This window comes from Segnochrobactrum spirostomi, from assembly GCF_009600605.1.
Taxonomy (GTDB): Bacteria; Pseudomonadota; Alphaproteobacteria; order Rhizobiales; family Segnochrobactraceae; genus Segnochrobactrum; species Segnochrobactrum spirostomi.
This window is the reverse complement of sequence record NZ_VWNA01000002.1, coordinates 311,346-335,492: the sequence shown is the minus strand read 5'-3', so window position 1 is coordinate 335,492 and position 24,147 is coordinate 311,346. Positions and strand designations below refer to the sequence as shown.

General features: G+C 67.2%; 21 protein-coding genes and 1 pseudogene. 4 read left to right on the top strand and 18 right to left on the bottom strand.

Annotated features, from left to right (window positions below; all coding sequences use genetic code 11):
• Positions 1 to 97: 97 nt before the first annotated feature.
• The 3 genes from F0357_RS20045 to F0357_RS20035 form a co-directional block, all read right to left on the bottom strand.
• On the bottom strand, positions 98 to 808 hold the full coding sequence (locus tag F0357_RS20045) for an SDR family NAD(P)-dependent oxidoreductase (protein ID WP_153488480.1): 711 nt from the start codon (positions 806 to 808) through the stop codon (positions 98 to 100).
• A gap of 58 nt (positions 809 to 866) precedes the next feature.
• Positions 867 to 2,504 carry a flavin-containing monooxygenase gene (locus F0357_RS20040; RefSeq protein ID WP_208948498.1) on the bottom strand — a complete coding sequence of 546 codons (1,638 nt, stop codon included), beginning with the start codon at positions 2,502 to 2,504 and terminating at the stop codon, positions 867 to 869.
• A gap of 79 nt (positions 2,505 to 2,583) precedes the next feature.
• Positions 2,584 to 3,354: an SDR family NAD(P)-dependent oxidoreductase gene (locus F0357_RS20035; RefSeq protein WP_153488476.1), complete on the bottom strand. Its 771-nt coding sequence runs from the start codon at positions 3,352 to 3,354 to the stop codon at positions 2,584 to 2,586.
• Positions 3,355 to 3,553: 199 nt separating this feature from the next.
• On the opposite strand from F0357_RS20035, the gene F0357_RS20030 reads away from it, so the two are divergent.
• From F0357_RS20030 to F0357_RS20015, 4 genes are all read left to right on the top strand, one after another.
• Positions 3,554 to 4,273 carry an SDR family NAD(P)-dependent oxidoreductase gene (locus F0357_RS20030; protein ID WP_153488472.1) on the top strand — a complete coding sequence of 240 codons (720 nt, stop codon included), beginning with the start codon at positions 3,554 to 3,556 and terminating at the stop codon, positions 4,271 to 4,273.
• Positions 4,274 to 4,598: 325 nt separating this feature from the next.
• Positions 4,599 to 5,774 carry a substrate-binding domain-containing protein gene (locus tag F0357_RS20025; RefSeq protein ID WP_153488469.1) on the top strand — a complete coding sequence of 392 codons (1,176 nt, stop codon included), beginning with the start codon at positions 4,599 to 4,601 and terminating at the stop codon, positions 5,772 to 5,774.
• 68 nt (positions 5,775 to 5,842) lie between these two features.
• Complete coding sequence (locus F0357_RS20020; RefSeq protein WP_153488466.1) at positions 5,843 to 8,383, top strand: ATP-binding cassette domain-containing protein; 2,541 nt, start codon at positions 5,843 to 5,845, stop codon at positions 8,381 to 8,383.
• A 46-nt stretch (positions 8,384 to 8,429) separates the two neighbouring features.
• Positions 8,430 to 9,428, top strand: a complete 999-nt coding sequence (locus F0357_RS20015) for an ABC transporter permease (RefSeq protein ID WP_312861750.1) — start codon at positions 8,430 to 8,432, stop codon at positions 9,426 to 9,428.
• 62 nt (positions 9,429 to 9,490) lie between these two features.
• On the opposite strand, the gene F0357_RS20010 is transcribed toward F0357_RS20015, so the two are convergent.
• The 15 genes and pseudogenes from F0357_RS20010 to F0357_RS19940 form a co-directional block, all read right to left on the bottom strand.
• Positions 9,491 to 9,850, bottom strand: a complete 360-nt coding sequence (locus tag F0357_RS20010; protein WP_153488461.1) for a cupin domain-containing protein — start codon at positions 9,848 to 9,850, stop codon at positions 9,491 to 9,493.
• Positions 9,851 to 9,909: 59 nt separating this feature from the next.
• Positions 9,910 to 11,295 (bottom strand): NAD(P)/FAD-dependent oxidoreductase, encoded by a 1,386-nt coding sequence (locus F0357_RS20005; RefSeq protein ID WP_153488458.1) that lies wholly within the window; start codon positions 11,293 to 11,295, stop codon positions 9,910 to 9,912.
• A 48-nt stretch (positions 11,296 to 11,343) separates the two neighbouring features.
• Entirely contained in the window at positions 11,344 to 12,486 is a 1,143-nt protein-coding gene (locus F0357_RS20000; protein WP_153488818.1) for an ABC transporter ATP-binding protein, read from the bottom strand.
• Positions 12,487 to 12,489: 3 nt separating this feature from the next.
• Entirely contained in the window at positions 12,490 to 13,275 is a 786-nt protein-coding gene (locus F0357_RS19995) for an ABC transporter permease (protein ID WP_153488454.1), read from the bottom strand.
• Positions 13,275 to 14,155: pseudogene (locus F0357_RS19990) on the bottom strand (ABC transporter permease). The gene F0357_RS19995 and the pseudogene F0357_RS19990 overlap by 1 nt, the downstream one beginning before the upstream one ends.
• A 178-nt stretch (positions 14,156 to 14,333) precedes the next feature.
• Positions 14,334 to 15,398, bottom strand: coding sequence for an extracellular solute-binding protein (locus F0357_RS19985; RefSeq protein ID WP_153488451.1), 1,065 nt, complete (start codon positions 15,396 to 15,398; stop codon positions 14,334 to 14,336).
• A gap of 69 nt (positions 15,399 to 15,467) precedes the next feature.
• Complete coding sequence (locus tag F0357_RS19980) at positions 15,468 to 16,106, bottom strand: helix-turn-helix domain-containing protein (RefSeq protein WP_312861749.1); 639 nt, start codon at positions 16,104 to 16,106, stop codon at positions 15,468 to 15,470.
• 156 nt (positions 16,107 to 16,262) lie between these two features.
• Positions 16,263 to 17,552, bottom strand: a complete 1,290-nt coding sequence (locus F0357_RS19975) for an MFS transporter (protein ID WP_153488446.1) — start codon at positions 17,550 to 17,552, stop codon at positions 16,263 to 16,265.
• A gap of 11 nt (positions 17,553 to 17,563) precedes the next feature.
• The gene (locus F0357_RS19970; protein ID WP_153488443.1) at positions 17,564 to 18,331 is read right to left on the bottom strand and encodes a methyltransferase domain-containing protein; all 768 of its coding nucleotides are present in this window, start codon (positions 18,329 to 18,331) and stop codon (positions 17,564 to 17,566) included.
• Positions 18,332 to 18,335: 4 nt separating this feature from the next.
• Entirely contained in the window at positions 18,336 to 19,487 is a 1,152-nt protein-coding gene (locus F0357_RS19965) for a 2-aminoethylphosphonate aminotransferase (RefSeq protein ID WP_208948497.1), read from the bottom strand.
• Positions 19,484 to 20,233, bottom strand: a complete 750-nt coding sequence (locus F0357_RS19960; protein WP_153488440.1) for a phosphocholine cytidylyltransferase family protein — start codon at positions 20,231 to 20,233, stop codon at positions 19,484 to 19,486. The genes F0357_RS19965 and F0357_RS19960 overlap by 4 nt, the downstream gene beginning before the upstream one ends.
• Positions 20,230 to 21,375 carry a phosphonopyruvate decarboxylase gene (aepY, locus tag F0357_RS19955; protein ID WP_153488437.1) on the bottom strand — a complete coding sequence of 382 codons (1,146 nt, stop codon included), beginning with the start codon at positions 21,373 to 21,375 and terminating at the stop codon, positions 20,230 to 20,232. Before aepY ends, F0357_RS19960 begins: the two co-directional genes overlap by 4 nt.
• A gap of 112 nt (positions 21,376 to 21,487) precedes the next feature.
• Complete coding sequence (gene aepX / locus F0357_RS19950; protein WP_312861748.1) at positions 21,488 to 22,456, bottom strand: phosphoenolpyruvate mutase; 969 nt, start codon at positions 22,454 to 22,456, stop codon at positions 21,488 to 21,490.
• Between the two features lie 71 nt (positions 22,457 to 22,527).
• Positions 22,528 to 23,289: a CDP-alcohol phosphatidyltransferase family protein gene (locus tag F0357_RS19945; RefSeq protein WP_153488426.1), complete on the bottom strand. Its 762-nt coding sequence runs from the start codon at positions 23,287 to 23,289 to the stop codon at positions 22,528 to 22,530.
• Complete coding sequence (locus F0357_RS19940; protein ID WP_208948496.1) at positions 23,286 to 24,011, bottom strand: HAD family hydrolase; 726 nt, start codon at positions 24,009 to 24,011, stop codon at positions 23,286 to 23,288. The genes F0357_RS19945 and F0357_RS19940 overlap by 4 nt, the downstream gene beginning before the upstream one ends.
• Between the last annotated feature and the right edge of the window lie 136 nt (positions 24,012 to 24,147).

Sequence of the window (24,147 nt, the reverse complement as noted above, 5' to 3'; positions counted from 1 at the left end):
CTAATATCATACTATGGCTCAAGAAGGCGGCGCCAGAGTAGATGTCCGCTTTGGGGGGCCGACGCAACCCCATACGTACGCCGGCGAGATCGACGGCTCAACCCACGGTAACGCCGCCGCACACGAAGAGCGTCTGGCCTGTGACGAAGTCGGCCCGGGGGTCGCAGAAGAAACTGACCGCGTTGGCGACGTCCTCGGGCGTTCCCATTCGGCCCACCGGCACACCCTCGACGATGCGCTTCGTCGCCTCGCTCTCGGGCGGGTTGTTCTGCCAGAACACGTTCGTCGCGATCGGGCCCGGCGCGACGCAATTGACCGTGATGCGGTCCTTGGCGAGCTCGAGCGCCCAGGTCCGGGCCGCGGACTGGAGCGCTCCCTTGCTGGCGCTGTAGAGGGTGCGCGCCTCCTTGCCCAGCGTCACGCGGCTCGTGTTCATCACGATCCGCCCGCCGCCGTCGCGCCGCATCACCGGAACGAGCGCCTTCGCCGCGATGATCGCCGTCCTGAGATTGAGGTGAAAGACGCGGTCGAAATCGTCCACCCGCACCTCGTCGAGCAGCGCCGGCACGACGATGCCGACATTGTTGACCAACACCCTCACCGGGAGGTCGGCCAACGCGGCGAAGGCGGCCTCCGCGGCGCTGCGATCCGAAAGGTCGACCACCCGCGCATCGGCCCGCAGGCTCTCGGCCTCCGGTTCGACGATGTCGAGCACGATGACGCGAAAGCCGTCAGCCTGGAGGCGGAGCGCGACGGCCTGGCCGATATTGCGCCCGCCACCGGTGACGACGGCACAGCCCTGCACCATTTTAAATCCTATGATTAAGAGAGGTGCTCCGCGCCGGCATCGGCGCGGAGCGGGCGGCTCAGGCCGCGACGGCCTTCGGCAGCGCGAGCTTGTAGCCCTTGTAGTCGCTCGCAGCGCAGGCTTCGGCGTGCTTCATGTATTCGCCGAACCCGCCCATATAGAAGCTGACGGCCTTGGCCTTGCCGGGGATGTTGGCCCCCGAGACCCACCAATCGATCTTGTGGAACAGCGTCATCTCCTCGATGCGACGGCACTCGTCGAGCCACGCCTGTTCCGCCTCGGCCGTCGCCTCGATGGTCTCGATTCCCCGCGCGTTGATGTTGCGGATGGTCTCGGCCACCCAGTTCGCCTGCCATTCGATGGCCGGCGGCTGGTTGGTGAAGGGGCCCGGGGGGCCGTAGAGCGAGAACATGTTCGGGAAGCCCGCGGCAGACAGGCCGAGGAAGGCGCGCGGGCCGTTCGCCCAGTGATCCTTCATCTTCAAGCCGTTGCGGCCCTGGAAGTCGATGCGGACGAAGTTGCCGGTGACGGCATCGAAGCCGGTCGCGAAGATCACGTAGTCGAGTTCGACCTCGCGGTCGGCGGTGCGGATACCGTTCTCGGTGAACTCGACGATCGGGCTCTTGCGGACGTTCAGGACGGACACGTTCGGGCGGTTGATCGCCTCGTAATATTGGTTGTCGCAGAGCGGCCGCCGCGCATAGAGATCGGTCGGCAGGATCGCCTCCAGCTTCTCCGGATCGGTGACGACGGCCTTGATCTTGCGGCGAATGAAGTCGCAGGCGGCGGCGTTCGACTCGCGGTTCGTCGCGATGTCGTTGAACGTGCCGAACATAAAATTGAAGCCGCCGCCGTCATTCCAGGCCTTCTCGAAGACGCGCTCGCGCTCTTCCGCGCTGACCTCCATGGCGCCGACGCTCGCCTCCTGGAAGGCGAAGACCGTTGCCGACTTCCGCACGCGATCGAAATAGGCGTCGAGGTTGTCGGCGATCCCGTCCAGGAACTCCGGCGTGACCGGGTGGTTCTGGGCCGGCACCGAATATTGCGGCGTGCGCTGGAACAGGGTCAGATGCTCGACCTGCGAAGCGAGCTCCGAGACGACTTGCACACCCGTCGAGCCGTTGCCGATGACGCCAACGCGCTTGCCGCGGAAGTCGATCGGCTCCTTCGGCCAGTTCGCGGTCTGCAGGATACGGCCCTTGAACTTTTCCTCGCCTGGGAAGGGCGGCTTGTTCGGCGCGGAGAGCAGCCCGAGGCCGGTGATCAGGAACTTCGCACTGATGCGGTCGCCCTTGTCGGTCTCGACATCCCAGCGGTTGGTCGCCTCGTTGAAGTGCGCCTTGGTGACCGTCGTCGACAGGATGAGATTCTTGCGCAGATCGAACCGATCGGCGACGTGCTCGAGATAGGACAGGATCTCGGGCTGGCGCGGATAGCGCTCCGACCATTTCCAGTCCCGATAGAGCTTCTTGTCGAAGCTGTAGCAATAGACCCAGCTCTCGGTGTCCGAGCGTGCGCCGGGATAGCGGTTCCAGTACCAGGTTCCCCCGACACCGTCGGCCTTGTCGATGATGCGCGCGTCGAGGCCGAGCTCGTTCTGCAACTTATGCAGCATGGCGAGCCCCGAGAAGCCGGCGCCGAGAACGATCGCGTCCAGCGACAGCGTGTTCTTCCTTACACTTGCCTGATCGATCACGGATTTTTCCTCTCTAATCTATCGTTCTTTTTGACGCTGTGAAGCATGGGCGGGGCATCCCGCCCCGTCGTTCCGAGGTCTATTGCGCGGTATAGCCGCCGTCGCAGACGAGACTCGCGCCGGTCACGAAGCGCGCTTCCTCCGAGGCGAGGAACAGGATGCAGTTGGCGACATCCACGGGCTCGCCCAGCCGGAGCGGGTGCTTCTCGCCCATCATGGCGAGGTAGGCCTCGCGGCCGGCGGGCCAGCTATCGGCCGCGGCCATGAACAGTTCCGTCTTGGTGGAGCCGGGATGAACCGCGTTGACGCGGATTCCGTGCGGCGCGTAGCAGATCGCATCGGTTCGCGTCATCAGGAGCACCGCCCCCTTCGTCGCATGGTAGGCGGGCAGATCCGCCGACCCGATGAGGCCGTAGATCGACGAGACGTTCACGATGGAACCGGCGCGCTGCTCCATCATGGCCGGCAGGACGTGCTTGGTCGTGAGGAACGTGCCCTTCACGTTGACGTCGAAGACGGCGTCCCATTCCGCGACGCTCATCTCGTGCGTGAGCTTGTTGGCGCCCGGCGTGCCGGCATTGTTGACCAGAATATCGACGGTGCCGAAGGTTCGGACCGTATCGGCCACCGCCTCGCGAACCCGATCCTCGCGGGTCAGATCCGTGCTGACGAAGATCGCCCGCGCGCCCGTCGCCCGGATCGATTCGGCGACGAGTTCGCCATCGGGCAGCCGATCGAACAGCGCGACGTTCGCGCCCTCTTCGGCGAGCCGGATCGCGGTCGCCTTGCCGATCCCGCGCGCCGCTCCCGTCACGATCGCCGTTCTGCCGGCGACCCTACCGCTTGCCATCGCTTCCTCCCTCGCGTCGGGCTCTTTTGCGCCCGGGGCCGGTCTTTCTCGGAGAGAGCCGGCTTCCTTTGCATGGGTAGCGTAATACGGTAATACGATCAAGCCGCATAACGACGATTGACGTATTACCGTAATACTGTCATCCTGTCATGACACGGTCGCGAGCACAAGCGGCCGAAGGCTACCAGGGAGGCAGGGAATGAGACTGGCGGGAAAGGTCGCGCTCGTCACCGGAGCGTCGCGCGGCATCGGCCTGGGCATCGCCGAGCGCTTCGCCGAAGAGGGCGCGATCGTCTACGCGGGAAGCACCAGCAATCCGAGCGGCGTCTATCCACCAGGGGTCACCGGTCTTCGGCTCGACGTCACCTCGGAAGACGACTGGAAGACATCCATCGGCGAAATCCTGGCGAAGCACGGCCGCATCGACGTGCTGGTCAACAATGCCGGCATCATCGTCTACGACAGCGTGCACGATCTGAGCCTCGCCGACTGGAACAAGGTGATCGCCGTCAATCAAACCGGCGTCTTTCTCGGCATGCGCGAGGTCATTCCCGCCATGCGGACCCAGAAGGCCGGATCGATCATCAACGTTTCGTCCATCTGGGGCATCGCGGCCGTCGCCGGCGCGCACGTCTACCACGCGACCAAAGGCGCCGTCGGCATGATGTCGAAGAACGCCGCGATGATCTACGTGGCGGACGGGATCCGGGTAAACTCTCTCCATCCCGGCTTCATCGATACGCCGCTGACCCAGTCCCAGGATAAGGACATGAACGCCTTCGTGGTCGCCTCGACCCCGATGAAGCGCGCCGGCACGCCCCGCGAGATCGCGAACGGTGCGCTCTTCCTCGCCTGCGACGAGAGCAGCTTCATGACCGGCGCCGAACTGGTGATCGACGGCGGCTACCTCGCCCAATAAGGCAGACGAAAACACCGCCTTCGTCTGCCCGAAGCCCTCACTGACCAACCGGATCGGCCTGACGTCGTCAGGCCGGACGGGGACGCTCGGCGCTTTTCGAAGGTCGGGCAAAGGCCGCTGTCGCGAGGCCCGAGAGCACGCCTGACACCGAGAGCACGCCCGACTTGGCTATCCGGACTTGGCTATCCCGGCGGCACCATCGCCGCCGGCATGAAGCGCGTCGACGACTTGGCGGCCGAAGGCCGGCTTCAACCCGGCCGACCCTCCGCCGTTCAACCTCAAGCCACACACATTCGACCCCGCAAAGGGGCGCAGGGAGGAAGACATGACCTCATGGAAACGAGCGCTCGCCGGCGCCGCCGTTCTGGCCCTCACCGCGGCGGCGGCTCCCGCCGCGCACGCCGCCACGGCAGAAGATCTGATGAAGTCGCGCCTCGGCACGACCGAGGCGAGCCCGGTCATCGTCGAAGCCATGCAGCACGCCGCCCAGCCCGTGACGCCCGAGCTGCGCGCCAAGGCGCTGGAATGCTGGAAGAACAACGGCTGCGACACCGGCACGGGCGGCAAGCTCTCGGTCGCCTATGCCGACGGCTTCGGTGAGAATGTCTGGCGCCGCGTCACCGCCATGGAGTTCATCCAACAGGCGCTGACCTATCCCGAGATCGGCAAGATCCAATATACGTCTGCGCGCAGCGATGCCTCCAAGGCGATCTCGGACCTTCGCTCCTACATCGCGCAGGGCGTCAACGTCATCGTGATCTTCGCCGATCACGGCGCCGCCCTCGGCCCGACGGTGCGGGAAGCCAAGGAGGCCGGCATCCAGGTCGTACTCCACAACGGCACCGAGGTCGGCACCGCCGGGACCGACTACCTCACCAACATCTCCGAGAACATCTGCGAGCTCGGCAAGGCGTTCGTGAAGGCGGTCCGCGAAGGCAACCCCGCCGCTGCGAACATCGTCGCGCTCGGCGGCGTGCCGGGCAACACCCTGAGCTCGACCTGGCAGGCGTGCGCCGAAGAAGAAGCCAAGAGCCTCGCCGGGCTCAAGATCCTGGCGAAGATCGACACCAACTGGACGCAGGAGGGCACCTTCACCGCGGTCTCCACCGCACTGTCGCAGTTCGACAAGATCGACGGCTACATCTACGAATATGCCGACGGCTTCCGCGGTGCCGTGCGCGCCTACCAGCAGACCAATCACCCCCTCGACTTCGTGGCCGCGCTGCGCACCGACGAGCAGGGCCTGTTCTGCGACTGGGAAGCCGCCAACAACCCGAACTTCAAGATCTATTATTCGTCGGGTCAGAACTTCCAATCGCGCTTCGCCCTGACGGCGGCGATGATGGCCATCGCCGGCAAGACCGTACCGCCCCACATCGACGTTCCGTTCAAGATGAAGCCCGCGGTGAAGGGGCTCTGCAACCCGTCTCTTCCGATGGAGATGTCGGTTTCGACGCTGGTCGACAGCGAGACGCTGAAGGCGATGTTCGCCGGAAACTGAGCTCATGCCGGGGCGGGCACAGAGCTCGACCCGGCCCTTCACCAGCCTGAATCCGTTGGAGCGCCGCGATGTCGGACATCGTTCTCAGGGTCGAGCGGGTCTCGAAGACCTATCCGGGGGTGCGCGCCCTCGACACCGTCAGCCTCGACTGCCGCGCCGGCGAGGTGCACGCCATCCTGGGCGAGAACGGCTCGGGCAAGAGCACGCTGATGAAGATCGCGAGCGGCGTGATCGCGCCCGACGAAGGCATCGTCGAGATCGGCGGCGTCCGCCTCTCCGCGAGCGATCCCGGCGAGGCCCATGCGCTCGGCCTCGCCACGGTCTACCAGGACGATTCCCTGATCCGCGAATTCACCGTCGCGCAGAACCTCTATCTCGGCACGCATCCGGGCTCCGTTCCGTTCCGCGACATGGCGACATGGGCCGCGGCGCAACTCGCCCCCTACGGTGTCGAGATCCCGGTCCGTGCGTTGGTCGGCGATCTCACACCGGCTCAGCGCCAGTTTGTGGAGATCGTGAAGGCGCTCCTGATCCGCCCGCGCGTCCTCCTGCTCGACGAGCCGACCTCGACGCTCGACCTGCACGGCGTCCGCCAGCTCGCCGCCATGGTGCGCGACCTGACCGCGCGCGGCACCGGCATCCTCTATGTGAGTCACCGCCTGCCCGAGATTCTGGATCTGGCGCAGCGCGTCTCGATCCTCCGCGACGGCGTCCATCAAGGCACCTTCGACGTCACGCCGGACATTTCCGAACACGACCTCGTGGTGCGGATGATCGGGCGCGATGTCGAGGGCGAATATCCGCCGAAGCCGGCCGATCGGGCCGATGCGACCGTGCTCTCGGTCGAGAACCTCACCGGGCGCGCCTTCCACGGCGTCTCGTTCCAGGCCGCGCGGGGCGAGATCCTCGGCTTCGCCGGCGCGGAGGGCAACGGCCAGCGCGAGGCCTTGCGCGCCATCGTCGGGCTCGAGGAGGCGAGCGGCACGGTGCGTTGCGGCGATGCCCTCGTCGACAACGCCTCGCCGGACACGGCGCTGCGGGACGGCGTCGCCTTCCTCAGCGCCGACCGGGCCGGGGAGGGGGTGTTTCCGGAGCTCTCCGTTCAGAAGAACATGATGCTGACGCAGCTCCGTGCGTTCCTCGCGAAGGGTTTGCTGTCGGCCGGCCGCGAGCAGTCCGCCGCGGCGCGGATGAGGACCGAATTCACCGTAGCCGCCGCCGGCCTCGATGTTCCCGTGATCGGTCTTTCCGGCGGCAATCAGCAGAAGGTCGTGCTCGCGCGCACCTTCCGCTCCGGCGCCAAGGCGGTGCTGATCGACGAGCCGACCCAGGGCGTCGACGCCGGGGCGCGGTACGAGATCTACAAGGCGATCCGCGAGAACATCCGCAGCGACGGCACCTGCATCGTCAATTCCTCCGATGCGCAGGAACTCGCCGGCATCTGCGATCGCGTTCTCGTCTTCTCCCGCGGCGCCATCGTGCGCGAGCTCGAGGGCTCGGAGGTCACGGAGGAGAACATCGTCGGCGCCTTCCTCACCGCCCGGCATGGCGGCGCCACGGAGCGCGACGCCGACGCGGCCGGGCCCCTCCAACGCCTCGCCGCCATGGCCTCCAACGGCAGCGCCATCTGGTGGATGCCGCTCGTCCTCCTCGCAGTGCTGACGCTCGCCGTCGGGTCATGGGCGGCGACCCAGAGCGACGTGTTCCTGAGGGCCATCAACATCCGCCACATCCTGCTCGCCGCGGCGCCGGCCGGCATCGTGGCGATGGCGCAGTTGATGGTGCTGCTCGTGCGCGGGCTCGACGTCTCGGTCGGATCGCTGATGAGCCTCACCGTCGTGGTCGCCTCCTTCATCGTCTCGAGCGGCGGGCCACCGATGCTCGCCATCGGCGCGCTGGGTTGCCTCGGTCTCGGCTTGATCGTCGGTCTCGCCAACGGCTCCCTGGTGCGGCTCGCCGGGATCAATCCGGTCATCACCACCATCGGCATGCTCTCGGTCCTCCAAGGCATCGCCTTTCTGCTGCGGCCGATCCCCGGCGGCCTGATCGACCCCGCCTTCGCGGAATTCCTGCGGACCCGGATCGGATTCCTGCCGCTCTCGGCCCTGTTCCTGGTGGCGATCGCGGTCGCCGGAGACTGGTGGCTGACGCGAACCCGCTCCGGGCTCGAGATGCGCGCCACCGGCTTCCGCGAGGAGGCCGCCCGGCGCAACGGTGTCCGCGTCCAGCGCGTGCAGATCCGAGCCTATGTGCTCGCCGGTGGCCTCGCGGCGCTCGCCGGCCTGTTCCTCGGCTCGGAAGTCGGCGTCGGCCACCCGACGGTCGCGCAGAACTACGCCCTGACCAGCATCGCCGCCGCCGTGCTCGGTGGCGCGGCGCTGTCCGGCGGCCGCGGTTCGTACAGCGGCGCGCTGTTCGGCGCCGTCTTCTTCACGCTGATGATCAACGTCATCTCGATCCTAGGACTGAGCTCGTCGGTCGGCGTCATCGCGAGCGGGATCATGACGCTGCTGTCCGTTTTCCTCTATTCGGGCCTCAAGGAATTCGAGCGGCTCGTCCGCGGCCTCCGCCGGCGGCGCAAGCCGGCCGCGCTCGCGCCAGCCGAGTGACGAGATGCCGATCGACCGTCCCCCCTCCGGACAGGGAGTCCTCACCGTGCACGTCTCCACGAACCTGGCGGCGCCCGATTTTGCGGCGCGAAAAGGCCTCGCCGTTCCGCGCCTGCCCATGCGCTTCGTCGCCATCTGGATCGCTCTCGCCGGTCTCGGGGCGATCTGCGCCGTCCTGCTGCCGCGCAGTGTCGCTCCGATCACGCTCCAGACGGTGCTGCCCTTCGCGGCCTTTCTCACCATCGCAGCGATGGGACAGGCGCTGGTGCTCATGGCCCGGAGCATCGATCTCTCCGTGCCGAGCATCGTCGCCCTGTCCAGTGCCGTTCTCCTCGGCGTCTCCCACGGCAACGACGAGCGGCTCTGGCTCGCCATCACCGCGGCGCTCCTCGCCGCGGTCGCGATCGGCGCGATCAACGCCTTCTTCGTCGCGGTGCTGCGGATGAACGGGCTGGTTGTCACGCTTGCGACGGGCGCGATCGTGGGCGGCGTGACGCTCTGGTACCGCCAGGGTCTCGCCGCCGAGGCCAAGGTGCCGCTCGGCCTCGCCTCGTTCGCGGGCGGCCACCTGTGGGACGTTCCCGTCGCCGCATGGTTCGCGGTCGCGGTGATGGCCATCCTGACGATCGGCCTGCGCAAAACCCTCGCCGGCCGACGTTTCGAGGCCGTGGGCGCCAACCCGCGCGCCGCGCACGCCTGCGGAATCCGCACCACCCGCTATCAAGGCGGCGCCTTCATCCTCGCCTCGTTGCTCTATGGCGTGCTCGCGGTTCTTCTCTCGGGGTTCATCCGCAATCCGACGCTCGAGGTCGGCAATCCCTACCTTCTCGCGCCGATCGCCGCCGCCGTCCTGGGCGGGACGGCGATCAGCGGCGGCATCGGCAGCATGGTCGCCGTGCTCGGCGCGTCGCTGTTCGTGATGCAGCTCGATCAGGCGTCCAAGATGATGGGGCTCGCCACCTCCTGGCAATTGATCGTCCAGGGTTTGGCGATCGTCGCCGGCATGTGGCTCTCCGAAGCCTCGTCCAAGGCCGGGCGTCGGTGAGGTTGGCACAATGGCGGCGTCGAGCGGCGGTCGTAGCCGCCGGGATCATCGCATCCGGCCGCTCACGCGGCGTCGCGGTGGATGACGTAGAGCTTGCGGGTGGTTTCGAGGATGGTCCAGGCGCCGGTCCAGCCTTTCGGCAACACGAGGACGTCGCCGGGGCCGACTTCGCGGACTTCGCCGTCCTTGCGCGCGAGCGACGCGCGGCCGGAGATGATGTGGCAGATCTCCGACGACCGGGTGCGGTCGGCGGTGAAGTGGCCCGGGGTGCATTCCCACACGCCGACTTCGACGAGGCCGTCTTCGGAGGTGAACAGCGCCTTGGCCGCCTCCATCTGATCGCCGCTCAGCGAGGTCGGCTTCGGCTCGGGCGGTCCGAGATCGAGGGTGGCGGCGTCGGCGAAGGTGTCGAGATCGATCATCGGAAGGCTCTGCAAAGGCTCGGCGAAGGCGAGAGGGAAGAGACCGGCACGGGGCCGCGTCAGTGTCCGGTGATGGCGTCGGCGAAGGTCGCGAGACGCGAGGTTTGGGTGAGGCCGGCATCCTCGCGGGCGTCGGCGCGGTGATAGAGCTGATACATCGTATGGACGCCGAGCCAGCGCAGCGGCTCCGGCTCCCACGGCCGCACCGAGCGGTTGACCCAGGGCAGGCGGGTCAGGGCGGTGTCGCGGCGCAGAATGAGGTCGCAGAGGGTGCGGCCCGACAGGTTGGAGCTCGACACCCCGAGCCCGACATAGCCGCCGGCCCAGCCGATGCCGGTCTTCGGATCGAGCCCGACGCTCGTGCACCAATCGCGCGGTACGCCGAGCACGCCGCACCAGGCATGGTCGATCCGCGCCTTAGCCGCCTGCGGCAACAGCCGGGTCAGGATGCCGTGGAGCTGATCGATCGTCGCCTGCTGGGTGCGGCCCCGCACGTCGGTCTTGGAACCGAAGCGATAGGGGACACCGCGGCCGCCCATGGCGATCCGCCCGCCGCGGGTGCGCTGGGCGTAGCAATAGGCGTGGGCGGTGTCGCCGAGGAGCTCGTAGCCGTTCCAGCCGATCTCGTCCCAGGTCGATTGCGGCAGCGGCTCGGTGACGATGAGGGCGCTGTTGAGCGGCAGGATCGCCCGCTCGTAGCCGGGCAGGCCGGCCGTGAAGCCCTCGGTCGCGCGGACGACGATCGGCGCCCGCACCGTGCCCCGGTGCGTCGTGACGCGGCCGGGCTCGAGGCGCGTCACCTCGGTCTGCTCGTAGATCGGCACGCCGAGCCGCTCGACGGTCGCCGCGAGACCGCGCACCAGCTTCGCCGGCTGCACCCGGGCCATGTCGTGGATGATGAAGGCGCCCTGCACGTTGCGGATCGCGATGCGCGCCCGGGCCTCGGCCGCGCCGATCATCTCGATGCGTTCGGCCGGCATCTCCCAGGCGAGAAATTCCTCGTATTCGGCCTTCGCGCGGGCGAGCTGGGCCGCGTTCACGGCGACGCTCATGTTGTCGGTGCGGCGGATGTCGGCATCGATGCCCTCGGCCGCGGCGACCGCGATGACCTCGTCGACGGTGCCGGCCATCGCCCGCTGCATGTCGACGACGCCGCCGCGCGTCGAGGTTTTGAGATATTTCTCCCGCGACCAGCCGAACCCGCCCGAGAGCCAGCCGCCGTTGCGGCCGGACCCGCCGAAGCCGGCGAACTCCCGCTCGACGACGACGATCCGCAGCGAGGGATCGGCCTTGCGCAGATAGTAGGCGGTCCACAGGCCCGTGTAGCCGGCGCCGACGATGCAGACGTCGGCCTCCTGGTCGCCAGGAAGCGGCGGCCGATAACCCGGCACGCCGCCGATATCGGCATACCAGAACGAGACGTCGCCGTTGCGCTGGGCGTCCATGAGGATTCTCGCGGAGGTTGAAGCGGGGCGGAAGACGAAGGCCCGGGCTCAGGTCAAGGTGAGGTCGGCGCGGGCATCGTCGGGAAGGAGCTTCACGTCCTCCTCGGCGAAGGTGACGACGACCGGCTCGCCGATTTCGAAGGTCTCGGCGCTGAGCGACGAGCGGACGATCGCCGTCGAGCCGTCGGCGAGCCGCACCTCGTGCTTCCAGCCGGCGCCGAGATAGATCGCCTCGCCGATGGTGCCCGAGAGGCGGTTGCGGCCGTCGGCCGGGGCGCCGGCCTTGGCGAGCGCGAGCTTTTCCGGACGCAACAGCATCACCGGGTCCGCGCCGCCCGCGAGGCGACGCCGCACCGAGACGGTCTCGCCGGCGATGGTAATCGCGGTCGAGCCCGCGTCCGCCCGCGCCGCGCCGCGCAGCACGGTCGATTCGCCGATGAACTTGCCGACGAACAAGGTCTGCGGCTCGTCATAGAGCTCGCGGCCGGTGCCGATCTGCTCGATGCGGCCTTGGTTGAACACCGCGATGCGGTCGGAGAGCACCAGGGCCTCCTCCTGATCGTGGGTGACGTAGACGAAGGTGGTGCCGAGCTCGCGGTGGATGCGCTTGATCTCGAGTTGCAGCCACTCGCGCAGCTTCTTGTCGAGGGCGCCGAGCGGCTCGTCCATCAGGAGCAGCGGCGGATCGAACACGATGGCGCGGGCGAGCGCCACGCGCTGCTGCTGGCCGCCGGAGAGCTCGCTCGGATAGCGGTGGGCGAAGTCCGCCATCTTCACCATGTCGAGGGCGCGGGCGACGCGGCGCTCGCGCTCCGCCTTGCCGACGCCGCGCAGGCTCAGGGGATAGGCGACGTTGCGCCCGACGTTCATATGAGGGAACAGGGCGTAGTGCTGGAACACCACGCCGATGTTGCGCTTGAAGGCGGGGATGCCGACCAAGCTGCGCCCGCCGAGTTCGAGCCGGCCGGAGGTGGCCTCGGTGAAACCCGCGACGAGGTTGAGCGTGGTCGTCTTGCCCGAGCCGCTCGGGCCGAGCAGCGTCATGAACTCGCCCGCCTCGATGTGCAGCGATACGTTGTCGAGGGCGGCGAACGAGCCGTAGCGCTTGGTGACACCGACGATGTCGATCGCGGCGCCTTTGCCGGCCGGGGCGGAGGATATCGTGGCGGCCGCCGAGGAAGGGGTCGTCATCATTCAGTGCTTTCTCCGGGCGCCGAGAAGAAGGCCGCCGGCGATGATGAGAGAGGTCGCCAGGAAGAGGATGGTGCCGACCGCCGCGACGGTCGGGTCGGCATCGCGGGTGATGCTCGAAAAGATGCGCACCGGCAGGGTCTTCAGGTACGGATCGGTGATGAAGAGCGCCACGATGATCTCGTCGAACGAGGTCACGAAGGCGAACAGGACGCCGGAGAGCACGCCCGGCAGGATCAAAGGCAGCGTCACCGTGCGGAAGGTCGTCAGCCGGTCGGCACCGAAGCTCGCCGCCGCCGTTTCGAGCCTTTTGTCGAACACTTCGAGGCTCGCCGAGACCGCGATGATGACGAAGGGCACGGCGAGCACCGTGTGAGCGAGCACGAAGCCAAGCAGGGTGCCGACGAGCTTGGCATCGAGATAGACCGCGTAGATGCCGATCGCGAGCACGACGCCCGGCACCACCATCGGGGTGATCAGGAGCGCGCGGATGACGCCGCCGAGCGCGGCGCTCTTCATGCGGTCGAGGCCGAACGCGGCGAGCGTGCCGAGAATGGTCGCCGTCACCGCCACGAGCGAGGCGACCTTGAGGGACGCCATGAAGCTCGACGACCAATCCGGGTTAGTCAGGAAGTTCTCATACCATTGCCAGGAGAAGCCGGTCGGCGGGAAGGCGAGCGACTTGTTGGCGTTGAACGACATCGGGATCAGCACCAAAGTCGGCGCGACGAGCCAGATGGCGATCAGGACGCAGAACAGGCCCAGAAGGATGCGGGTATGGATCTGCATCAGGTGCGCGAGCCCTGCTTATGGCGCTGCCGCATCAACGGCGCGGCGAGGGCGAGGAGGACGAAGGTCGCGACGATGAGGACGACGCCCATCACCCCGCCGCGGCCCCAATTGAGCAGGCTCAGGACCTGGGTCTGGACGAGGGTCGAGAGCATGGTGCTGCGCGGCCCACCGAGCAAAGCCGGGGTGATGTAGAAGCCGAGCGCGAGGATGAAGACGATGATCGCGCCCGCATAGACCCCGGCAACGAGAGCGGCAGATAGACCTGGAAGAAGGCGCGCGACGGCCGCGCCCCGAGACTGCCGGCGGCCTGCATCAGGCGCAGATCGATGCCCTTCATCACCGTATAGAGCGGCAGGATCATGAAGGGCAGCAGCACCTGCGCCATGCCGATGACGACGCCGGTCTGGGTGCGGATCAGCCGCACGGAGCCGATTCCGACCCAGCGCAGCACGGAATTGATGACGCCGGAATCCTGCAACAGCACGACCCACGCCAGGGTGCGCACCACGCCGCTGACCCAGAAGGGCACCAGCACGCAGAGGATCAGCGCCATTCTCAGCCGCGGGCCGACCGCGCTCATCAGGTAGGCGTAAGGATAGCCGCAGAGGACGCACACCAGCGTCACCCAGGCGGAGATCTCGAAGGTGCGCTGGAGCACGACGAGGTTCACCGGCGTGCCGAAGAACCACGTATAATTCTGGAGGCCCCATTGCGGCTCGGAGAAGCTGCGCAGGAAGACGATCAAGAGCGGATAGACGAGCACGCCGGCGAGCAGCGCGAGCGCCGGCACGGTGAGCCAGACGCTGCTCGCCGGACGCCGCGCGGCGCGGGCGAGGCGACCGGACGGGCTCGACTGATTGGGCTCGGATGCGCTCACGCCGCCACCTCGCAGGCCCGTTCCGCCCGGGCCGATGCCATCATCTTCACGTCGATCTGAGGCGCGCCGCGACCGGGCTTATCCCCGGTCCATCGCCCACCGCGGCCCGGCGCGAGGCCGTCCCCCCGAGAGGGCGACGGCCCGCGACGGCGCGGTGAGACGTCTCGGCGCGACGGGCTCAGTTGCCCGCCATCAGAGCCGACCATTGTTCGGAGGCCGACTGGAAGTTATCGACCCAGAACTTCATGTTGTAGTGATAGCCTTCCTTCTGGCGCTCCGGCGTGTTCGTCAGGAAGTCGGCCACGAGACCATCGACCTTCGGCTTCGCCTCGTCGTTGACCGGCGAATAGGAGGTCTTCTCGGTCAGCACTTCCTGGGCATGCTTGCCGAGATAAGCGTTGAGCAGGGCATAGGCGGCATCGGTGTCCTTGACGCCGACCGGAATGGTGAGCTGATCCATCACCACCAGCCAGTTGTTCCAGACCGGCGTGTACTTGGCGCCGTTCTTCACCGCCGTCATGGCACGGCCGGTCCACATCATGATCATGTCGGCCTCGCCGGATTCGGCGAGCTGCTGGGATTCCGCACCGGTCTTCCAGAAGATGGTGTCGGGGCCGAGCGCCTTGATCTTGGCGATGCCCTTCGAGATGTCGGCGGGCGTCATCGTGGCGATATCGACGCCGTCGAGCTTCATCGCCTGCTCGAGGAGACCGGGGACCGGGCTGCCGCTGCCGTCGATGGCGCGGGTGCCGGGGAACTTCGCCGTATCGAAGAAGTCCTGCCAGCCCTTCGGCGGGTTATCCTTGTACTTCGCCGTGTTGTACATGATGACGACGCCGTAGTTCATCGCCGGCACGCTGCACGGACCGACCTGACCGGCCGGAATATGGGAGGTGTCGATCTTGCTGAAATCGAGCTTCTGGAACAGCTTGCCGCAGAAGACGTAAGGCGGGGTGTCGTCGGTGTCGACGACGTCCCAGGTGACGTTGCCGGATTCGACCTGGGCCTGGATCTTGGCGATCTCGGTCGGGCCGTCGCTGAGGAGCTTCACGCCGGACTTCTCGACGAAGTCCTGGAGCGCGGCGATCTGGCCGTCCTGATAGATGCCGCCATAGGAGACGAAGGTCAGGGTCTTGCCCTTGAGCGAGCCTTCCTTGACCTCGCCGGCGACCGGCTTGTCCTGGGCGAGCGCCGCCGCGGGGGCGAACGCCACCGACAGTGCGGCAAGCGAAGCTGCGAGCATACCGCAGCGAACGGCCGAACGAGCCGTGGAAATTCCGACCTTCATCTCTGTCCCCTTCGAAAAGCCCGCTTATTCTCGTCGTCCGGGCGCGAGCGCTTTCCCGGCGACGTAACGGTTCAGATCGTCCGCCGCGGAGGTCGCGGGCGCGATGATCCACATCACTTCGGCCCGCGTGTCCCCGACATTCGCGGTCCGGTGCGCGGTGGAAGGCGCATATTCGATGCTGTCGCCTTCCTCCAATATATACGTCGCCGCATCGAGGTTGACCTCGACCTTGCCGCGCAGCACGACGAGCATCTCGTGGGTGCCGCCGTGGCTATAGGATTCGTCTCCGGTCGATCCACCGACGTCGAATTCGCCGATATAGACCTCGAATTCATGCATCGGCCGCTGCGACACCAGCGTCTTGCGGCAGCCACCGCTCTCCGGCAGCGCCGGACGCTGATGGCGCCTGAGCACGACGTGGTGCCCATCGACGCCTTCCTCGAACAGATCGGCGACGCCGATGCCGAGCGCCACCGCGATCTGGACCAACGTCGAAGGGCTCGCACCGCTCCGCCCGCGCTCGAGTTGGCTCAGGAAGCTCGCGCTCGTCCCCGTCATCTCGCCGAGGCGGCGCAGCGACAACCTTCGGGCGAGCCTGAAGCGCTTCAGGCGCGCCGCCACGATCTCGGCTTCGCGGGCCTTGCGCGCACCCTCGTCGTTCACAGTGTCAGGGGGTGCAGCGCTCGCCGACGACATGACCAAACGCTAGCAGCCTCTTCACACGCTGTAAAGTGGACGGCGTTAGACCAAAGTCGCGTTGCCCACACTTAACCGATGGTTGCGGGGGAGCCAGACCGAAGGGCAGGAGGACAGACGCCGTCAGCGGTGTGCGGCGTGACGGGACGTGGCGGCGCGATCGGCGTCGAGGAGACGGACGACGATCAGCGTGAGCGGCAGGGTCGCCACGGCGAACATCGTCAGGCAGGTCGCGACCGGGAAATGGAGGCGGCCAAGGATCGTGCTCAGGGTCAGGGTCGACACGATCGCGAGCGCGCTCGCGATGTTGTTGGCGGCGAAGATGCGGGACGTCGCGCTCCGGTGGGCGAACCGGTAGAGCACCGCGGAGAAATAGCTCGCATAGAGACCCGACGAGGCGGCGACGAGAAAGAAATCGACGAGCATGCGGCGTGGCGACAGCGGGATCGCGAAGACGAGATCGAGGCCTGCGCCGACGATCAGCGCCGCTGTCGCATAGGGCAGGTGGCGCGCCAGCGGTCGGCGGTTGACGATCGCGCCGGCGGCGAGGCCGAGCCCGCAACCGAGGGTGAAGACGACGAGGATCGTCGCGATGGTGCTCTCGTCGCGATGCAAAACGTCACGCACCAGGACGGCCACGTTGGAGAGATAGACCGCCCCGAGCCCCCAATACCAGGCGAGCGCCAGGATCGCCGCCAGGAGCCGCCGATCCTGCAGGACGCGACGCAGGATCTCGAGCGTTGGACGGACCGGGTCGAGCCCGAGCGGCGGCGGCCGCGGGCCGGTCTTGGGCCAGCCGGGGCCGACCCCTGTGAGGACCAGGGAGATGCCGACCAGCGTCACGATCACCAGGCCGATCCGGCCGTGATCCGGGTCGGCGCCGAGGAGAGCGCCGAGATATGTCGCGGCGAGGATCGCGGCCATCGACCCGGCCTCGACGAGCGCATAGCCGATGCCGTGGGCGCGCTGCGGCAGCAGATCGGCCACCAGCGCATATTTGACGGGGCTGTAGAGGGTCGCGGTCGTGCCTTTGGCGAAGATGAGCGCGAGCAGAAGCACGCCGTTGCCGGTCTCGAAGCCGTAGGCGGCCGCCGCCGCGATGGCGAGATCGACGCAGCGCAAGCCGACCACGAGAGGCTTGGCGTCGAAGCGATCGCCGAGATAGCCGCCGTGGGCGGAGAACAGAAAGAACGGCGCCATGAACAGGACCCAGGCGAGCGCCGCCACGAGGCCGAGCTCCTGCCCCGGCGCGCCGGCGCGGAAGGCGAAGAACACGATGACCGCGTTCTTGAGCAGGACGTCGAACGCCGCGGCGCTCGCGCCGGTCACGCAATGGAGCACGAAGGGCCAGCGCGCCGTGTGCGCGGGAGCAGAAGTGGCAGCGGCGTCGCTCGGGAGGTCGTCGCGCGCCATTCCGCGATCGGTCACGCCGGCCGACGCGCCAGGACGGCACAAGCGCAATAATGGTCTGCCAGGGGAAACACCCCCTCGACGCGGGCAAGGGCGGCGAGCTGCGCCTCGTCGAGATGCGAAATGACGTGGGCGAAGAACCCGGACGTCATCCCGAACTCGATGAGCTCCTCGAAGGACTGGAAGGCGACCGCCTTGATGAACCGCTCGACCGAGACGATCTCGAGACCGGCCTTGGTCAGGAACGACACGATGGTCTCGGCATCGGCGGGCGCCGGGTTCTTCTCGCGGATGAAGTCGTCGCCGAGCAGCATCCGCGCCAGCAGGGAGATGCGCGGGAAGGCCTCCAAGGTGCTGCCGACGATCGAATAATGCCCGCCCGGCGGCAACAGACGCGCGGTGCGCGCCACGATGTCAGCGCCGTCGATGAAGGTCGTCAGGAAGTGCATCAACAGAAGGTCGGTGCTGGCGGGCGCGAAATGGCGCTCGGTGTTGCCGACATCGTCGTGGATGGCGGTGAAGGGCAGTTTCGTCGCGGCGATCCGCAACATCTCCTCGGAGAGGTCGATGCCGCTCAGCGACGCCTGCGGAAAGAGCCCCCGCATCGCGACGAGGGATTCTCCGGTGCCGACGGCGAGGTCGAGGATGGAACGAACCGCCGGGGCGGGGACGGCCGTCCGGATATGCTCGAAGGCGAGCGCGCGGGCACCGGTGAGCAGGCCGCGCTCGTCGCGATCGTAGGTGCCGGCGACGCTTTGATCGTAAAGTTTGCCGATGTTCATCGCGTCACGAGACCTTCACCAAGGGGGTGCGTTCCGTCGACTTCAGGTCGATCGACTGCGTCTTGAGATAGAGGCGGAGCGCCCGCAAGAACGCGACGATGTCGGGCACGTCAATCGCGCCGATATTGGCGAGGCGGAAGCAGTCGATCTCGCCGACCTTGCCGGGATAGATGGTGAAGCCTTCGGCGAGCAGCGCATCGTGCATGGCCGCGAAGCTGAAGCGGGGATGGCGCGGGCTCAGGAAGGTCGTCAGCAGCTTCGATTGCGGCAGATCCGGCACGGCGAGCGCGAACCCGATCTCCTGCATGCCGTGAACGAGCGTGTCCCAGCAGCGGCTGTAGCGGGCGTGACGCTCGGCCCCCGTTTCCTCGAAATATTCGTCAAGCGCCGCATCGAGCGCATAGAGTACCTGAACGGGCGGCGTGAAGCGCATCTGCAGCGTGTCGCGAAAGCCGCGATGCTGCGCATAGAGGTCGAGGTAGAGGCTCCGCGGGCGATGATCCGGCGGCGGGGTGAGCAGGGTGCTGCGGCCGATCACGAAGGAGATCCCGGCCATGCCCTGAAGGCACTTGTTGGAGGACGAGATCAGGAAGTCGAAGGGGCTCTCCCGGAGGTCGATCGGGATGCCCGCATAGGACGACATGGCATCGACGATCAGCGTGACGCCGAGCGCGGCGGTGGTCCGGCTCAGTGCCTCGACCGGGTTGAGCACGCCGGTCGTGGTCTCGTGGTGGACGGCAACGACGTGGGTGATGGTGCGGTCGGCGGCGAGCATCCGCCCGATCGCTCCGATGTCGGGCACCTCATCGAAGCCGACCTCCGACAGGACGACTTGGTCGGGCCGCAGATGAAGACGGCACATCTCCCGGATGCGCGCGCCATAGGCGCCGTTGACCATCACGAGGATCCGGCCCGAGGGCGGCATCAGCGAACTGATGCAGGCCTCCACCGCGCAGGTACCGGAGCCGGCGAACAACACGGCTTCATGGGTGCCTTGGCCATGGACGATCTCGACGAGGCGTTCGCCGATCGAGGCCTGAAGCCGTCCGAAATCGATCTCGCGGGGACAGATGTCGGCAACAACCTGGGCTTGTTTGACCCGCACGCTGGTCGTCGCCGGGCCAGGGGTGAGGAGAATGTTGCGCGGCAGGATCATGCGGAGAATTCCGACCTCGAGACGATGCGCGGCCAGATCAGGGCCTCCGCGCGATCGAGATGCTGGAGCGTGTCGATCTCGGTCCAGGGCAGGGGCGTGGTCTCGACCGGCAGCGGAACGGTGTTCGCGATGCCGGCGAGGCCTTCCTCATAATGAAGCTGAGCCGGGCGCGGCAGGCTCATCGCGGCGAGCCAGCGTTCGACGGCCGCAGGGATGGCCGGGGTCAGTTTGCAGATGCCGACGAGTTCCGCATCGATCCGGCGCAGCGCCGTCCTGTCCTTCGACAGGGCGACGAGATGGGCCCGATCGTCGGTCTCGATATAGACCTCGTCGCCCGAGTGCGTCGCATGGGAGGCCAGGATGACGTTCGGAGCGGGGCATTCGAGCACGGTGCCGATCATCCGCGCATCGAACAGGAGATCGGATTCGAGCGTGAGGAAACTGCACTCGAGGCCGACCGAACAGCGGAGGAACGTCTCCAGGCTTCCCGAGCCGGCGAAATCCGGGTTGTGGACGCACTCGATCTCGAGCGACCCGGTCCGCCGCGCCAGCGCCTCGTAATCGTGCGCCCGGTATCCGGTGCCGATGATGACGCGGCGGATGCCGTGATCGGCGAGGATCTCGATGGAACGTTCGACGATCGGCCGGCCGGCGATCGGGATGAAGCCCTTCGGCGCGGTGCGGGAGAATTCCGCGATGCGGCTGCCGAGCCCAGCCGCCAGGATGATGGCTGTGTCGACGCTCATGCCAGAAAATTCCGTGCCAGAAAATCCCGCAATCGCCGCGCCACCTCGGCCGGGGTGACCGTCGGCCGGCCGAGCGGCGACAGCGAACCCGGCGCAATCGGAATATGGAGGAAGGTCAGGTCCGGATCGGCGAGCCACCCGTCGAACACGGCCGCGATCTCGCCGAGATCGGAGGTCGCGATCACCCGCGGGTAGCCGGCGCCCCGCGCGATGGCGGTCCAATCCATCGCCGCGGACGCCGTCACCTGCCCGCCGGTGGAATCGTGGGATCGGTTGTCGAGCAGGACATGGAGGAGATTGCCGGGCCGGTGAAATGCGTTGGTCGCGAGATTGCCCATGCGCATCAACAGCGCCCCGTCGCCGTCGAGGGCGACGATCCGGCGGTCCGGCCGGGCGAGGGCGAGGCCGAGGGCGATCGACGAGACGCAGCCCATCGAGCCCACCATGTAGAAATGGTTCGGCGCATCCTCGATGGTGAAGAGCTCGCGCCCACACATCCCCGTCGTCGCGAGCAGCGCCGTGTCCCGCCGCTTATGGGCCGAGAAGACACGGAGCACGTCGTGGCGGGGCGGCAAGGGGGACGGCGGGGCCGGCGACGTCGTCACCGTGCCGGCCGGGTAGACGCGCGCCGGCACCGGCGCCAGATCGAGAGGCGAGAAGGTCTCCTTGGAGACCAGATAGAAGACGGACCGGCCGGCGCGCCGATGGGCCTCGCCCTCCGCCAATTGCCGGGCCGCGGCGGGCAGATCGGTCGCCAGAGGGATGACGATCACCCCGCTGATCTCGAGAAGCTGCGCCGTGATGGCCCCCATGATCCGATGCTGGATCTCGTCCGGGACGCCCGGCTCACCGCGGAAGCCGACGAAGCCGGTGATCGGGATCTCGCAGATGTTGGTGAGCGACGTGAGCGGGGCCAGCGCATTGGTGACGCCGGAATTCTGCAACAGCACCGCTGACTTGCATCCGCCCAACTCGGCGCCGAAGGCAATCGCGACCGCTTCGCCCTCGTTCGTCGCCGCAACATAATCGAGGCTGTTGCTGGCGAAGTTGATCAGTGGCTGCAACAGCGAGCAGGGCACGCCGGCGAAGACCCCGAACCCGAGGTCGCGGAGGACGTCGCCGAAGCGGAGGGTGTCGATCATGGCTGCCACTCCGCCGCGGCATCGTCCGTCGCGCCATCGAGATCGAGGCGAGTGCTCATGGTCTCGCCGTCCGGCATGCTCGCGATCCCTTCGAGCAACACCTTCCCTTCCATCACGACAGCACCTCGGAGGGCTCGGCGAGCGCTCGGTCGGTCATGGCGTCACGGGCACGGGCGGCGACCTCGCGCGGCTCGACGCCTGCGGAGCGCTCGCGCGGGAGATATCGCTCCTCCGCCTGCTGCAATTCCTTGGCGCCCTGAAGCCGGAAGATCTCCGCGACCGGGGCGATCCTGTCTTCCTCGGCGGCGATCGATTGCAGCTTGCGGATATCCTCCGCCGTCCTGCGCATGGCCGACACGGCGGAGCGGAGAATGTGGTTCGCCCAGATGATCAGCGAGATGCCGAGGGCCTCGAAGCGCGCGGTCGGCGTCGAATAATAGGTGGTCGGAACGATCACCACGGGATGGCGGTCGCCCCATTCGCGCATGAAGGCCTCGATCTCGTCCGGAGAGCGCTTCTTGCTGTGGATGAGAATGGCGTCCGCCCCGGCCTTGCGATAGGCCTCGGCGCGGGCGAGCGCCTGCTTGAGGCCGGCCCCGACGATCAAGGCCTCGGTGCGGGCGACGATGATGAAGTCGTCGTCGCGCTGGGTGTCCTTGCCGGCTTTGATCTTTCCGCAGAATTCCTCGATGTCGGCCAGTCCCTGCCTCTCGCCGTCGATGAAGGAATTGGTCTTCGGGAAGAGCTTGTCCTCGATGCAGACGCCGGCGATCTGGCGGGATTCGAGCTTGGAGACCAGCCGGCGCAGATTGTTGAAGTTGCCGTAGCCGGTATCGCCATCGAGCAGGATCGGCACGTGGGTGGCGTCGCTCATGAACTCGACGATCTCGAGCACCTGCGTCCAGCTCGCCTCGTTGTTGTCGCGCACGCCGAGCGAACCGGAGAGCGTCAGGCCGCTCGCCCAGATCCCCTTGAAGCCGGCTTCCTCGACGATGCGGGCGCTCATGCCGTTGTGCGCCTCACACAGGAAGTCGAGCCCCTTGCCCCGCAGCATGGTCTTGAGTTGGGTCGTCTTCTTCACGGTCCAAGTTCCTTCACGGTGCGGTCGTCGGTGGATGGTGCGCGGCACGGCGCGAGTCCGATCGGTCCGGCTCAGTCGACGGCGGGTGCCGAGACGCGGCCGGCCTCGGCGCCGCCGGCTTTGGCGCGGAAGACCATCCATCCGATTTCGAGGAGGGTGAGCGGCACGGCGACGTAATAGATCAGCAGGGCCGCTTCGAGGATATTGAGGTTCGGCAGGGGTCCGAAGCCGATATGAAAGGTCGGTGCGACGAAGAGGGCGATCATCAACGCCGTATAGGCGTAGATCTCCGTGCTCCAGCCGAGCCGTGTGATGTAGAGGTGGCCCGCGTAGCCGCGGATGACGTAGGTCCAGCAGCCGAGCGCCTGGCGGAGCAACATCGCACCGAACACCACAGGCTCGCGGATATCGAACCGGTAGAGGATCGCCGCCTGCAGGACGAAGAAGGCGAAGGCGTCGCCGAAATGGTCCAGAAAGCTGCCGAACGCGCTGCATTGCCCGGTGCGGCGGGCGTGGATGCCGTCGCAGGAATCGAGAAGGATCCAAGCGACGAGCAGGGCCGCGCAGGCAAGGTAGGACGCGGGCCCGGCCGAGAAAGCGAGGGCGGCGGAGGCGACGAGACCGCTCGTGATGGCCGCACCGGTCAGCACGTTCGGGTGCACCTCCGGCGGAATGTGAGCCACCAGCCGGGCGAGCAGCGGATAGACGAGTTGGTCGGTGATGTCGTGGTTCGTCGCGGACGGCTTAGCCTCGGCGGGCTTGGCGTCCACGGGCTTGGCGTCGACAGGCTTCGCTGCAGCGGGTCGGACAGCAGACGGCATCGGCTCGGTCACGCGCTCCTCCCCGTCTGGTTCAGGATCGATCGCCCGGTGCGGCGGAGCCGCGAGAAGCGCGGCGGCGTCAGAATCCGGGTTTCCCAGTTGTGGCGCCGGGCGTGCCGCAGAAGCTTCTTGTCGGGATTGATCGCGACGGGATGGCCGACGATCTTCAGCATGTGGCGATCTTCCCAATGATCGCCGTAGGCGTAGCAGCGATCGAGCTCGATCCCCTGGCTGCGGGCATAGTCCATGACGATACCCGCCTTCGCAGGCCCGAACGGGATCGGCCCCAGCACCTCGCCCGAATAGAGCCCCTGGCGCATTTCGAGCACGGTGGCGTAGCAGGCGTCCGCCTTCAGAAAGGCCGCGACCTGCCGGGCGATCACGTCGATGGTGGCCGAGACGACGACGATCTTGTCGCCGGCCCGGCGATGGCGATCGACCTGCGCCAGCATGTCCGGAAAGAAGGACCGGCTCCAATCGCTCTCGAACAAGGTCGCGCAGACGTCGATGCTCGGCGCCACGGCCCGACCTGCGAACAGATCGGACAGGATCTTCCTCTTCGCCGTGTCGAGCGTGTCGATCAGGTGCAGATCGTGACGCATCTGCACGCCGATGATCTTGGCGAACTGGTGCAGGGCGAGGCCGCCGTTGGCGATGAGATGAAGCGCCAGCGCCTTCTCGCCGACGCGCGGCCACAGCGTCTTGTCGATATCGAAGAAGGCTACGCCCGCCATCAGACGCCCTTGGCGCGTAACGGGGATGTAACCAGGGCGATCGCGTAGCCATATGCATGCCGCGATACGGGTCGACAGACGGGCGTCCATCGCTTCTGAGCGGACATGAGCTTCACCCCCTCGGTGCTTCGACAGA